The organism is Streptomyces pratensis (genome assembly GCF_037137275.1).
Classification (GTDB): Bacteria; Actinomycetota; Actinomycetes; order Streptomycetales; family Streptomycetaceae; genus Streptomyces; species Streptomyces pratensis_B.
Window position 1 is genome coordinate 104200 of sequence record NZ_JBBBEN010000102.1, and the last position, 12034, is coordinate 116233.

Annotated in this window: 14 protein-coding genes; 8 read left to right on the forward strand and 6 right to left on the reverse strand. The window is 72.8% G+C overall.

Going from position 1 to position 12034, the window contains the following annotated elements; genetic code table 11:
* Nucleotides 1–68 precede the first annotated feature (68 nt).
* Both V9U70_RS27610 and hisN read right to left on the reverse strand, forming a co-directional pair.
* Nucleotides 69–470 (reverse strand): CBS domain-containing protein, encoded by a 402-nt coding sequence (locus V9U70_RS27610; RefSeq protein WP_336679627.1) that lies wholly within the window; start codon nt 468–470, stop codon nt 69–71.
* A gap of 297 nt (nt 471–767) precedes the next feature.
* The gene (hisN, locus tag V9U70_RS27615) at nt 768–1571 is read right to left on the reverse strand and encodes a histidinol-phosphatase (RefSeq protein WP_336679629.1); all 804 of its coding nucleotides are present in this window, start codon (nt 1569–1571) and stop codon (nt 768–770) included.
* 133 nt (nt 1572–1704) lie between these two features.
* On the opposite strand from hisN, the gene V9U70_RS27620 reads away from it, so the two are divergent.
* Nucleotides 1705–2328 (forward strand): TetR/AcrR family transcriptional regulator, encoded by a 624-nt coding sequence (locus V9U70_RS27620; RefSeq protein ID WP_336679630.1) that lies wholly within the window; start codon nt 1705–1707, stop codon nt 2326–2328.
* Here V9U70_RS27620 and V9U70_RS27625 read toward each other — a convergent pair.
* The 4 genes from V9U70_RS27625 to V9U70_RS27640 form a co-directional block, all read right to left on the reverse strand.
* Nucleotides 2294–2617 carry a DMT family transporter gene (locus V9U70_RS27625; protein ID WP_336679632.1) on the reverse strand — a complete coding sequence of 108 codons (324 nt, stop codon included), beginning with the start codon at nt 2615–2617 and terminating at the stop codon, nt 2294–2296. The two genes, V9U70_RS27620 and V9U70_RS27625, sit on opposite strands and share 35 nt — an antisense overlap.
* 108 nt (nt 2618–2725) lie before the next feature.
* The gene (gene rsgA, locus V9U70_RS27630; RefSeq protein WP_336679633.1) at nt 2726–3742 is read right to left on the reverse strand and encodes a ribosome small subunit-dependent GTPase A; all 1017 of its coding nucleotides are present in this window, start codon (nt 3740–3742) and stop codon (nt 2726–2728) included.
* A gap of 4 nt (nt 3743–3746) precedes the next feature.
* On the reverse strand, nt 3747–5087 hold the full coding sequence (gene aroA / locus V9U70_RS27635; protein ID WP_336679634.1) for a 3-phosphoshikimate 1-carboxyvinyltransferase: 1341 nt from the start codon (nt 5085–5087) through the stop codon (nt 3747–3749).
* A gap of 102 nt (nt 5088–5189) precedes the next feature.
* On the reverse strand, nt 5190–5903 hold the full coding sequence (locus V9U70_RS27640) for a M50 family metallopeptidase (RefSeq protein ID WP_336679635.1): 714 nt from the start codon (nt 5901–5903) through the stop codon (nt 5190–5192).
* Nucleotides 5904–5956: 53 nt separating this feature from the next.
* Here V9U70_RS27640 and V9U70_RS27645 point away from each other — a divergent pair, with 53 nt between their 5' ends.
* The 7 genes from V9U70_RS27645 (at nt 5957) to V9U70_RS27675 (ending at nt 11970) form a co-directional block, all read left to right on the forward strand.
* Nucleotides 5957–6772 carry an SOS response-associated peptidase gene (locus tag V9U70_RS27645; protein WP_336679636.1) on the forward strand — a complete coding sequence of 272 codons (816 nt, stop codon included), beginning with the start codon at nt 5957–5959 and terminating at the stop codon, nt 6770–6772.
* A 29-nt stretch (nt 6773–6801) separates the two neighbouring features.
* Complete coding sequence (locus V9U70_RS27650) at nt 6802–7443, forward strand: alpha/beta hydrolase family protein (RefSeq protein WP_336679638.1); 642 nt, start codon at nt 6802–6804, stop codon at nt 7441–7443.
* Nucleotides 7444–7807: 364 nt separating this feature from the next.
* Entirely contained in the window at nt 7808–8464 is a 657-nt protein-coding gene (locus tag V9U70_RS27655; protein WP_336679640.1) for a sigma-70 family RNA polymerase sigma factor, read from the forward strand.
* Nucleotides 8461–8781 carry a mycothiol system anti-sigma-R factor gene (gene rsrA, locus V9U70_RS27660; RefSeq protein WP_336679642.1) on the forward strand — a complete coding sequence of 107 codons (321 nt, stop codon included), beginning with the start codon at nt 8461–8463 and terminating at the stop codon, nt 8779–8781. The genes V9U70_RS27655 and rsrA overlap by 4 nt, the downstream gene beginning before the upstream one ends.
* 531 nt (nt 8782–9312) lie before the next feature.
* The gene (locus V9U70_RS27665; protein ID WP_336679643.1) at nt 9313–10308 is read left to right on the forward strand and encodes a tetratricopeptide repeat protein; all 996 of its coding nucleotides are present in this window, start codon (nt 9313–9315) and stop codon (nt 10306–10308) included.
* Nucleotides 10309–10429: 121 nt separating this feature from the next.
* Nucleotides 10430–11068, forward strand: coding sequence for a peptide deformylase (gene def, locus V9U70_RS27670; protein ID WP_336679645.1), 639 nt, complete (start codon nt 10430–10432; stop codon nt 11066–11068).
* A 164-nt stretch (nt 11069–11232) separates the two neighbouring features.
* On the forward strand, nt 11233–11970 hold the full coding sequence (locus V9U70_RS27675; RefSeq protein WP_336679647.1) for a D-Ala-D-Ala carboxypeptidase family metallohydrolase: 738 nt from the start codon (nt 11233–11235) through the stop codon (nt 11968–11970).
* Nucleotides 11971–12034 lie beyond the last annotated feature (64 nt).

The following is a 12034-nucleotide window of genomic DNA, read 5'->3' on the forward strand; positions in this document are numbered from 1 at the left end:
CTGTCGTCTCGGTGGGCCGGACCNNNGGGGGTCCGGCCCACCGGTCGTTCCGCGGGCGCGGGCAGGGTTCAGCCGGCCGTGACCGCCGTGCGGCGGCGTGCCGGCGTCCAGCAGCGAATGATGTCGCGCACCGACACGACGCCCACCGGGCCGTCGCCGTCCAGCACGATCAGGTGTCTGAATCCTCCGTGTGTCATGGCGTCCGCGGCCTCCTCCAGGGTCCAGGCCGGATGCGCGAAGACCACGTCGGTGGTGGTGTGGGCGGAGGCGGTCTCCCGGTCGGGGTCCTGGCCGGAGCCGATGGAGTTGAGGATGTCGCGCTCGGTGAGGATGCCGAGGCCGCAGCCGTCCGGATCATGGACGACCGCGGCCCCGACGCGCCGGGCCGACATCAGCCGGGCGGCCTGGCGAAGGGTGTGGGTGGGGCCGATGGTGAGGACCACCGTGCTCATGGCGTCACGGACGAGCATGGAATGAGCCACCTCCTCGGAGATCCGACCCTGTGAGTCGGTTCACAAGTTCACAAGTGGGGGGCTCTCAGAGTCGCACCCCCGAGGCAGGCCGACAAGGGGCGGGCGAAGCACGCCACAGGGGCGCGCGAAAGACCATCCTCAGCAAGCCGCCCCGGCGCACCCTCCAGCGCATGGGCCCCGCGCGACGCGCGCCCACCTCGCGCCCCTCGTGCCGCTCCCCGGCCCCTTGCGCCTCACGCGGTGGGTCACACGCGGTGTGCCTCACGCGCGCCGGGAGCCCAAAGGCGCGTGCGGTCAGTAGCGCTGGTTGAGATAGCCCAGCAGCTCCTCGTGGAGCAGCCCGTTGGAGGCCGCCGCGTCGGCGCCGCCCGGACCGTCGACCCCGTCCAGGCCGGTGAACCGGCCGCCCGCCTCCTGCACGATGATCGCGTTCGCCGCCATGTCCCAGAGCGAGAGCTCCGGCTCCGCGCAGATGTCCACGGAGCCCTCGGCGACCATCATGTACGGCCAGAAGTCCCCGTACCCCCGCGTCCGCCAGCAGGCCCGGCTCAGGTCCAGGAGGCCGTCGAGGCGGCTCCGCTCCTCCCAGCCGGTCAGCGAGGAGTACGCGAACGACGCGTCGGCGATCCGGTCCACCTTCGACACGCGCAGCCGGGTCGCCGAGGTGAGGCTGCGACCGGAGAACGCGCCGGCGCCCTTCGCGGCCCACCAGCGCCGGTTCAGCGCGGGCGCGGAGACCACGCCGACCACCGGCTGGTAGACGCCGTCGCTCCCGGCCTCCATCAGCGAGATCAGCGTCGCCCACACCGGCACGCCCCGCACGTAGTTCTTGGTGCCGTCGATCGGGTCGACCACCCAGCGCCGCGGTCCGGAGCCCTGGACCCCGTACTCCTCGCCCAGGATCGCGTCGCGCGGGCGGCCACGGTGCAGATGGCCGCGGATCAGTTCTTCGGCGGCCTTGTCGGCCTCGCTCACCGGCGTCATGTCCGGTTTGGTCTCCACCTTCAGGTCGAGAGCCTTGAACCGGTCCATCGTCACCGCGTCGGCGGCGTCGGCCAGGACGTGGGCGAAGCGCAGATCATCGTGGTAGTCGGGCATGCCGTCACAGTATCCAGCGCCGCGCGGCCCTGGACACAGCGCCCCCGGCGCCCGCCCCGCCCGTGACGCGCCCCCTTGACAGCCCCGGGGAGCCCCTCAAGGCTGGAGCGCAGGTCTTCCGGGGGAGGCGGCGATGCCGACAGCGCGCCAGTCCCTGCTGGACGCCGCCCTCGGGGCGCTCGCCGAGAGGGCCTGGCACACCGTGCGCATGGTTGACGTCGCCGCGTCGGCCGGAGTGTCCCGGCAGACCCTCTACAACGAGTTCGGCGCCAAGGACGGACTGGCCGAGGCCCTGCTGCGCCGGGCCGTCGACGGCTATCTGGCCGGGGTCGACCGGGCCCTGACCGCCCCCGCGCCCGACCGCCCGGCGGCCGTCGCCCTGTGGACGGTCCGGGCCGCCCGCACGGACGCGCTCGTCAAGGCGCTGCTCACGGGGTGCTGGGCAAAGGACCTGCCCCGCCCGGGCCGTCGGCCGGGCTCCGGAGGACCAGGGAGCCCAGGGCTGCCGACGCCCGGCGAGCTGCTCGTCCTGGTACGGGAGCGGATGGCGGCCGCTTCGCCCCCGGAGTCCGGCGACGCCGCCGAGCGCTGCGAGATCGCGCTGCGTCTGGCCCTCTCCTGCGTCGTCGTCCCGGTGCCGGGGGGCGACGACCTGGACAGCCGGGTGCTCGCCCTCGTACGGGAGGCGTCGCGGGGCCCGTGGCGGCGGACCGAAGGGGACCTCAGTGCGCCGAGCCGGACAGCTGGAGGCCGATGACCCCGATGATCACCAGCGAGATGGACACCAGCTTCAGCGTCGAGACGACGTCTCCGAGGAAGACCATCCCGTAGACCGCCGTCCCGGCCGCGCCGATCCCGGTCCACACCGCATACGCCGGGCCGACGTCGAGCTTCTTCAGCGCCAGGGTGAGGAGGCCGAAACTGCCCAGGGCGAAGGCGGCGAACGCGATCGTCGGCCACAGGCGGGTGAAGCCGTGGGAGAGCTTCAGGCACACGGCGAAGCCGGTCTCCAGCAGTCCGGCGACCACGATCAGCAGCCACGCCATCGTCAGTTGCCTCCCGGATAGGTGACGGCCTCGTCCCGCACGGTCCGAGTATGCCTTTACCAATCGTTGAAGCGCGCAAACGCCCCGGGGGCGCCGGACGGGATTCCGTCAGTCGCCCTCGCGCCGCTCCCGTGTCGCGAGCAGCCGGCGCAGCGAGTCGAGCCGGGCCGGGTCCGCGTGCCCCTCGGCCACCCAGGCGTCGAGCGCGCACTCGGGCTGGTTCTGGTCGTGGGTGCAGCCACGCGGGCAGTCCTCCGTGCCGGGCACCAGGTCGGGGAAGGCGTTGATGACGCGCGACGGGTCGACGTGGTGCAGGCCGAAGGAGCGGACGCCCGGAGTGTCGACCACCCACCCGCGGTCGCCCGGCAGCGGCAGCGCGAGGGCCGAGGTGGTGGTGTGCCGGCCCCGGCCCGTGACCGCGTTGACGATGCCCGTGGTCCGCCGCCGGTCCTTGGGCACCAACGCGTTGACCAGGGTGGTCTTACCGACCCCGGAGTGCCCGACGAAGGCGGTGACGCGGTCGTTCAGCTGCTCGCGCACCCGGTCCGCCGCGCCCCCGCTCTCCAGCTCCTCGCGACTGGTGACGATGTACGGGACGCCGAGCGGGGTGTACGCCTCCAGCAGCTTGTCCGGCGGGGCGAGGTCGGACTTGGTCAGCACCAGCAGCGGCGTGAGCCCGCCGTCGTACGCCGCCACCAGACAGCGGTCGATCATGCGCGGGCGGGGCTCCGGGTCGGCCAGAGCGGTGACGATGGCCAACTGGTCCGCGTTGGCGACGACCACCCGCTCGTACGGATCGTCGTCGTCCGCCGTGCGGCGCAGCACCGTACGGCGCTCGCCGATGCGCACGATCCGGGCCAGGGTGTCCTTCTCGCCCGAGAGGTCGCCGACGATGGAGACGACGTCGCCCACCACCGCCGCCTTGCGGCCCAGCTCGCGGGCCTTCATCGCGACCACCGTGCGGCCGTCGACGAGGCAGGTCAGCCGGCCCCGGTCGACGGTGAGGACCATGCCCTCCACGGCGTCCTCGTGCTTGGGCCTGGTGTGGGTACGCGGCCGGTTGCCCTTGCGGTTGGGGCGGACGCGGATGTCGTCCTCGTCGGGGTTCTTCCCGTAGCGGCGCATGTCCCTAGGCCCCGAGCATTCCGGTCCACATGTCCGGGAAGTCCGGCAGGGTCTTGGCGGTCGTGCCCACGTTCTCGATCTCCACGTCCTTCACCGCGAGGCCGATGACCGCCCCCGCTGTGGCCATGCGGTGGTCGTCGTAGGTGTGGAAGACACCGCCGTGCAGCGGGCGCGGGCGGATGTGCAGCCCGTCGGCCGTCTCGGTGACGTCGCCGCCCAGCGCGTTGATCTCCTCGGTCAGCGCCGCCAGCCGGTCCGTCTCGTGCAGCCGCAGATGGGCCACTCCGCGCAGGGTGGAGGGGGAGTCCGCCAGGGCCGCTGCCGCGGCGATGCCCGGGGTCAGCTCGCCGACCTCGCCGAGGTCCACGTCGATGCCGCGGACGCGGCCGGTGCCGGTGAACGTCAGGCCGTGCTCGGTCAGCTCGCAGCTGCCGCCCATCGCGGTGAAGATATCGCGCAGCGCGTCACCGGGCTGGGTGGTGCGCTCCGGCCAGTCGGGGACGGTGACCCGGCCCCCGGTCACCAGCGCGGCGGCCAGGAACGGCTGAGCGTTGGACAGGTCCGGCTCGATCGTCAGGTCCCGGCCCAGGAGCGCGGAGGGCGAGACGCGCCACACGTTCGGCTCGCCGCCCGTCTCCGGCTCGTCCACCTGCGCGCCGACGGCCCGCAGCATGTCGACGGTCATCCGGATGTGCGGCAGGGAGGGGAGTGTGGAGCCGGTGTGCCGGACCTCGACGCCCTGGTTGAAGCGCGGCCCCGACAGCAGCAGCGCGGAGACGAACTGCGAGGAGGACGACGCGTCGATCGACACCGGGCCGCCGTCCAGCGCCCCGACGCCGTGCACGGTCAGCGGCAGCGCGCCGCGCCCGTCGTCGTCGACCCGGGCGCCCAGCGCCCGCAGCGCCTCGATCACCCCGGTCAGCGGGCGCTCGTAGGCACGGGCGTCGCCGTCGAAGCGGACCGGGCCGTCGGCGAGCGTGGCGACGGGCGGCAGGAAGCGCATGACCGTGCCGGCGTTGCCGACGTCCACGGTGGCCGGGCCGTGCAGCCCGGCCGGGATGATCCGCCAGGCCTCGCCGGAGCCTTCCGGCTCGCCCGCGACGGTGGAATTGGAGGAGATCGTCTCCTCGATGCCGACGCCCATCGCGCGCAGCGCCTGAGCCATCAGCAGAGTGTCGCGGGAGCGCAGCGGCCGGCGCAGCCAGCCCGGCTCGGCGGCCAGCGAGGCCAGCACGAGGGCGCGGTTGGTGACCGACTTCGATCCGGGCACGGTGACGGTCGCATCGACGGCTCCGCTCGCGTGGGGGGCGGGCCAGAGGGCGGGCTGCACGGAACTCTCGGTCATGGCCATCACTTTAATGGCTCCGCGCCGACCCCGATCGTGACCAGAAGGGCGGAAACCGGCCCATAAGGAGAGAGTGGCGCGCGGCGGAGCCGCGGTGCGTCCTCACCACCCCAGCAGCCACCGCCCGCCGCCGGACAGGGAGCACAGCGACACCGCGTGGAAGAGGAACAGCCACAGCACCGCCGGGGCGTGGGTCAGGCGGGCGAGCTGGTCCGCGTCGGAGTCCGGAGCCCCTCCGTGGCGCCGCTTGGACTGGAGCTCGAACGGCGGCCGCACCCCGCCCAGCAGCAGGAACCACACCACCGTGTACGCGAACGCGGACTGGACGTTTGAGGAGGCCAGCCACGACACCAGCAGGAAGACCGTGCCGGTCAGGATGACGGTGAGCGCCCCGTACACGTTGCGGATCATCACCAGCATCACCGCGAGCAACGCCGTCGAGACCCACAGGAGCAGAGTGATCCGGCCTCCCGCGAGAAGCCACGCACCGCCCAGGCCCAGCAGCGACGGGGCCGTGTATCCGGCCGCCGCGGTGAGGATCATGCCGATCCCCGTCGGCTTGCCGCGGCTCACCGTCAGCCCGCTGGTGTCCGAGTGCAGCCGGATGCCGGAGAGTTGCCGCCCGGTGAGCAGCGCCACCAGCCCGTGGCCGCCCTCGTGCGCGATGGTGATCGTGTTGCGCGCGAGCCGCCACAGGGGATTCGGCACGACGGCGACGAGCGCCAGCGCGAAGGTCGCCACCACCAGCCACTGGTCGGGCGCGGACTGGGTGCCGGTGACGCGATCCCACAGATCGCCCAATTCGGTGCTGTTCATCGGCCGGGCGACTCCTTGCGGTCGTGGCGGGCGGTCGTGGCAGTGTGGCACTTATGTGTGGACGGTTTGCAGCGAGCCGGCGGCCCGAGGACCTGGCCGGGCTCTTCGGCGTCGAGAAGTGGGAACCCGCAGAGGCCCCGGGGCCGGACTGGAACGTGGCGCCGACGAAAGAGGTCTACGCGGTTCTGGAGCGTCCTGTTAAGGACGCGGACGACCAGCGTCCGGTTCGCCAGTTGCGGGCCTTGAAATGGGGGCTCGTCCCGTCCTGGGCGAAGTCGCCCGAAGGCGCCGCCCGGATGATCAACGCCCGCGCGGAGACCGTGCACGAGAAGCCCTCCTTCCGGCGCGCCTTCGCCCAGCGCCGCTGCATCCTGCCCGCCGACGGCTACTACGAGTGGGTCACCGGCCCGGAGGAGCGACGGCTGGAGGAGGCGAAGGGCAAGAAGCGGGCCCGCAAGCAGCCGTACTTCGTAACCCCCGCCGACGGTTCGGTCCTCGCGATGGCCGGACTGTACGAGTTCTGGCGCGACGCGACGCTGCCCGGCGACCACGAGAACGCCTGGTGGGTGACGTGCTCGGTGATCACCACGGAGGCGGAGACCACGCCGCTGGCCGTCGCCCCCGCCGAGGGCCCCGGGGCACTCGCCGACATCCACCCCCGGATGCCGCTGATGCTGACCCCCGAGCGCTGGGACGCCTGGCTGGACCCCGCGCACACCGGCCCCGAGGAGCTGCGTGCGCTGTTGGAGCCGCCGCCCGGCGGGCTGATGCGCGCCTACCCGGTCGCCACCGCCGTCAGCAACGTCCGCAACAACGGGCCGGAACTGCTGGAGGAGCTGGCCGCGCCGGAGGAGTCCACCCTGTTCTGAGCACGGCCCGGGGGAGGGAGGATGGTCCGGTGAGTCTTCGACGGAGTACGCAGAACGTCGTCACCGACGCCGGTGACGCCCGGATCACCTGGTTCGCCGCTGCCGAACCCCGCCTCGTGCTCGCCGCGGGCCACGGGGCGGGCGGCGGCATCGAAGCACGTGATCTGCGGGCCCTGGCCGCCGCCCTGCCCGGAGCGGGCGTCACCGTCGCCCTGGTGGAGCAGCCCTGGCGGGTGGCCGGGAAGAAGGTGGCCCCCGCCCCGAAGACCCTGGACACCGGCTGGCGAGGCCTGTGGCCCGCCCTGGCCGCGCGGGGCGTGCCGGTCGTCGCCGGGGGCCGCAGCGCCGGGGCCCGGGTCGCCTGCCGGACCGCCGCCGAGCTGGGCGCTCTGGCTGTCCTCGCCCTCAGTTTCCCGCTGCACCCTCCGGGCAGGCCCGAGAAGTCCCGCGCGGGCGAACTCCTCGGCGCCGGCGTGCCCACCCTGGTGGTGCAGGGCGGCAACGACCCGTTCGGCCGACCGGAGGAGTTCCCTCCCGGCCCGTACGAGCTGGCCGAAGTGCCCCACGGGGACCACGGGTTCGCGGTGCCGAAGAAGTCCGGGACGACCGAGGGGCAGGCGATGGACGTCCTCACAGCGGCGGTCACCGGATGGATCGCGTCACTCGGGTGACCCCGGCCCCGCCCACGCCCTGAGCCCCGCCCGCGCCCCGCACGGGTGGCGCGGGCCCGCCCCGGGGGCGCGGGCCCCGTGGCGGGCGTGGGCGGGCTCACGGGAATGCCGCGCGCGGGGGCGCTGTTGTCCGGGACGTCGGTACAACAACGTCGTACGTCGAGAGGGAGTCCGTCGCATGGGTTCGACCATCTGCCCGAGCCGCTCGAACGCCGCAGACCTGGAGTGGACCGTACTGCGTGCGGCGAGGACCACACCCGGGCGGCCCACGGGCGGAGCCGATCGGCAGCCCGTGTCCCCGGAAGGTCGACTATTCTCCGATGCGAGCGGGTCCGGTTTCGGCTCCGCCACATCGTTGGAGGAGGTGGGTCCGGTCACAGGGACCGACACAGGGACCGACGACGGCCGCGCCCCGGAGACGCCCGCAGAGCGCAACGCGCGCTTCGAGCGGGACGCCCTGGGCTTTCTCGACCAGATGTACTCCGCCGCGCTGCGCATGACGCGCAACCCCGCCGACGCGGAGGACCTGGTCCAGGAGACCTATGCCAAGGCGTACGGCTCTTTCCACCAGTTCCGTGAGGGCACCAACCTCAAGGCGTGGATGTACCGCATCCTGACCAACACCTTCATCAACTCGTACCGGAAGAAGCAGCGGGAGCCCCAGCGCAGCGCCGCGGAGGAGATCGAGGACTGGCAGCTGGCGCGCGCCGAGTCGCACATGTCGACCGGTCTGCGCTCGGCGGAGTCCCAGGCGCTCGACCATCTCCCGGACTCCGACGTGAAGTCGGCGCTCCAGGCGATCCCCGAGGAGTTCCGCATCGCCGTGTATCTCGCCGACGTCGAGGGCTTTGCGTACAAGGAGATCGCGGACATCATGGGGACCCCCATCGGTACGGTGATGTCCCGGCTGCACCGCGGGCGCCGTCAGCTGCGCGGCATGCTGGAGGACTACGCCCGTGAGCGCGGGCTCGTCGCAGCCGGCGCCGGTGACTCGGACGATCGGAAAGGCCCGGCCTCATGAGCTGCGGAGAGCCGCACGAGACGGATTGCTCGGAGGTCCTCGATCATCTCTACGAGTTCCTCGACCGGGAGATGCCCGAGGGCGACTGCACCAAGTTCGAGGTGCACTTCGAGGAGTGCTCCCCGTGCCTGGAGAAGTACGGCCTGGAACAGGCCGTGAAGAAGCTGGTGAAGCGCTGCTGCGGACAGGACGACGTCCCGGCCGACCTGCGCTCCAAGGTGATGGGCCGGATCGACCTGATCCGGGCCGGTGAGGCCGTGCCCGAACAGGACGTGACCGTGCACGACACGGACCGGTCGGCCACCGCGGCCGAGTAGTCCCGCAGGAGCTCACCGGACCCGTGGCCCCGGTGAGCGGCGCGCCAGGGCCGCGCACCGGGCGGGAGACCCCCCGGTCGTGCTCCGGCGCCCCGGCCCTCCCGCCGCGCCGCCCGCAGCCTCCGCGGCTGCCTCCCGGAGTCCCGCGCCCCGGCGCCGCCCGGCCCGCACGCCGCCGCCTCCGGCGTGACGCTGTCACCGCGGTGTCCGCCACCGTCGCCGCCCCACCGTGGCGGAATTCCGGTGACGCACTCGATCCGCCGACGGGACCGCAGGCCGCCCGACGCCCACAGCCACGCCCCCGGGGCACGCGTGAGCGCGCCGTACCGCGCGATGAAGACGCCGGGCCCCGGCGCCGGGAGCGGGTACCGGCCCCAGGGACGGGGCGGGGGCGAGAGTCCTGGGGCCGAGCGGTCTGACCCCGGCCGGGGCTGGGTAACCCATGGGTAATGAGCGGGCGTCCGGCCGAGCATGGTTGGATGCGAAAGCAGAGCGGATGACGAGGGTGTCCAGTCGGGACAGGCGGGAATCGTGAGGATCTTCGGGAAGGTACGGCATCGGCCGTCCGCCTCTTGGCGGCAGGCCACGGACCGCGCGTTCACGCTGATCGGCGACGGCCGGTACGAGGACGCGGGGGCCCTGCTGACGCGCGCGGCGGATCTGGAGCCCTGGCTCTCGGAGTCCTGGTTCAATCTGGCGCTGCTGCACAAGTTCCGGCACGACTGGGAGCAGGCGAGGACGGCGGGCCTGCGGGCCGTCGCCCTGCTCGACCGGGAGTCCGGGGCCCCGGACTGGTGGAACGTGGGGATCGCGGCCACCGCCCTCCAGGACTGGCCGCTGGCGCGGCGTGCCTGGCAGGCGTACGGCCTCAAGGTCCCCGGGAGCGGCCCGCACAGCGCGGCGACCACCGAGCCGACCGGCATGGAGCTGGGCAGCGCGGCGGTGCGGCTCTCCCCCGAGGGCGAGGCCGAGGTGGTGTGGGGCCGGCGGCTCGACCCCGCGCGGATCGAGGTGCTCTCGATCCCGCTGCCGTCCTCCGGCCGGCGCTGGGGCGAGGTCGTCCTGCACGACGGGGTGCCCAACGGAGAGCGGGTCACCGCGGCCGGGCCCGCGTATCCGGTGTTCGACGAGATCGAGCTGTGGGCCCCCTCCCCGGTGCCGACCTGGGTGGTGCTGCTGGAGGCGGCGACAGAGGCGGACCGGGACGCGCTGGAGCAGCTGGCTTCGGACGCCGGGTTCGCCGCAGAGGACTGGTCGTCCTCCGTGCGGCTGCTCTGCCGGGCCTGCTCGGAGAGCCGGATGGAGAGCGACGAGGGCGACGGGGAGCATCTGGACCCGCACGACCACAGTGAGCCGGGCCACCCGGGTCCCCTGGGCCACCGCACCGCCGGGGCCGGCGACCTGTGGGTACCGGAGCGCGAGTGCGGTCTCGCCGCGCCCGCCGGCCTGGTGCGCGGGCTGCTGGACGGCTGGGTCGCGGACAGCCCGGACAGCCGTGAGTGGCGGGATCTCGAAGAAGTCTGCTGAGCGCTGCCCGCGTAGGCTGTACGCGCACCGATCGCGGTGCTGCTCCTCCCGCGGTCCCCGGGGCGTCCGGGGTTCTGCGGGGTCACCGAGTTCAGGTTTTGCAGGAAGGCGTACGGCGGACATGTCGCAGCAGGAGACGGACGGGCGGACCGGTGTGGACGACGAGGGCTTCATCGTCGACACCGAGGACTGTGAGGCGCGCGAGGCGGCGCACCGGGAGCGCGGCACCTCGCGTCCGATCACGGTCGTGGGCAACCCGGTGCTCCACAAGGAGTGCAAGGACGTCACCGAGTTCGGCGACGAGCTGGCACAGCTGATCGACGACATGTTCGCCAGCCAGCGGACGGCCGAGGGCGTGGGTCTGGCCGCCAACCAGATCGGTGTGGACCTCAAGGTCTTCGTCTACGACTGCCCGGACGACGAGGGGAAGCGGCACGTGGGCGTGGTCTGCAACCCGGTGCTGGAGGAGCTGGCCCCCGAGGCGCGGGTGCTGGACGACTCCAACGAGGGCTGCCTCTCGGTCCCCACCGCGTACGCCGCCCTCGCCCGCCCCGACTACGCGGTGGTGCGCGGGCAGGACGCCCTCGGCAACCCGATCAGGGTGCGGGGCACGGGTTACTTCGCGCGCTGTCTCCAGCACGAGACGGACCACCTCTACGGCTACCTGTACATCGACCGGCTGTCCAAGCGTGACCGCAAGGACGCGCTGCGGCAGATGGCCGAGGGCACGCCGCGCTACGCGACGGTCCCGAACGACTGAGCCCGCTCCAGCAGGGCCCGACACCGTCCGCGGTGTCGGGCCCCTGCCGTTGTCCGGTGCCTTCCTGGCAGATGACTGCCGTTTGCCTTGGGGTAGTTGACGCGCGTCGACTCCTGGGCCAAGCTCGCGTTCACATCGCCCGTGACGTTCAGAGGGAGACCCCTGTGCTGAGACGTACCGCACGCGTTCTGCTCGGTTTTGTCATGACCATCACATTTGCTTTGGGTGGGGCGGTGCTGACCGCCGGCCCCGCACAGGCCGACGGCTGCTACACCTGGAACCGCACCCTGGCGCCCGGCGCCAGCGGCAACGACGTCGTCCAGTTGCAGATCAGGGTGGCCGGCTACCCGGGTTACAACGCGGTGCTCGCCATCGACGGCAGTTACGGCCCCGCCACCACCGCCGCCGTCAAGCGGTTCCAGGCGGCCTACGGTCTGGCCGCCGACGGGATCGCGGGCCCCGCCACCCAGTCCAAGATCTACGCGCTCCAGGACAACGACTGCACCCCGATCCACTTCACGTATCCCGAGCTCAACAAGTGCAACAGCACCTGGTCGGGCGGCGCGGTCGCGGCCGGCACGGCCAAGGCCAACGCGCTGAGCAGCATGTGGAAGCTGGAAGCGCTGCGCCACGCGCTCGGCGACCAGTCCATCCGCGTCACCAGCGGCTTCCGCTCCTACTCCTGCAACTCGGCCGTCGGCGGCGCGTCCAACAGCCGCCACCTGTACGGTGACGCAGTCGACCTCGGCGCCTCCCCGCACTCCCTGTGCACGCTGGCCAAGCAGGCCCGCTACCACGGTTTCCGGGGCATCCTCGGCCCCGGTTACTCGGGCCACAACGACCACGTGCACGTCAACCAGGGGCCCAACCGCTTCTGGTCGGCGCCCAGCTGCGGCATCTGACCGCAGCCGGCCCGCTGTGCCCGGCACCCGCCCCGGGCGACGCCGGGCGGGGTGAGCCGCCGCC

Excerpts from the sequence above, each read along its gene's own strand:
- V9U70_RS27620 (WP_336679630.1), top strand. The coding sequence starts at position 1,705 with ATGCCGACAGCGCGCCAGTCCCTGCTGGACGCCGCCCTCGGGGCGCTC.
- rsgA (WP_336679633.1), bottom strand. The coding sequence starts at position 3,742 with ATGCGCCGCTACGGGAAGAACCCCGACGAGGACGACATCCGCGTCCGC.
- V9U70_RS27625 (WP_336679632.1), bottom strand. The coding sequence starts at position 2,617 with ATGGCGTGGCTGCTGATCGTGGTCGCCGGACTGCTGGAGACCGGCTTC.
- aroA (WP_336679634.1), bottom strand. The coding sequence starts at position 5,087 with ATGACCGAGAGTTCCGTGCAGCCCGCCCTCTGGCCCGCCCCCCACGCG.
- rsrA (WP_336679642.1), top strand. The coding sequence starts at position 8,461 with ATGAGCTGCGGAGAGCCGCACGAGACGGATTGCTCGGAGGTCCTCGAT.
- def (WP_336679645.1), top strand. The coding sequence starts at position 10,430 with ATGTCGCAGCAGGAGACGGACGGGCGGACCGGTGTGGACGACGAGGGC.
- V9U70_RS27645 (WP_336679636.1), top strand. The coding sequence starts at position 5,957 with ATGTGTGGACGGTTTGCAGCGAGCCGGCGGCCCGAGGACCTGGCCGGG.
- V9U70_RS27640 (WP_336679635.1), bottom strand. The coding sequence starts at position 5,903 with ATGAACAGCACCGAATTGGGCGATCTGTGGGATCGCGTCACCGGCACC.
- hisN (WP_336679629.1), bottom strand. The coding sequence starts at position 1,571 with ATGCCCGACTACCACGATGATCTGCGCTTCGCCCACGTCCTGGCCGAC.
- V9U70_RS27610 (WP_336679627.1), bottom strand. The coding sequence starts at position 470 with ATGCTCGTCCGTGACGCCATGAGCACGGTGGTCCTCACCATCGGCCCC.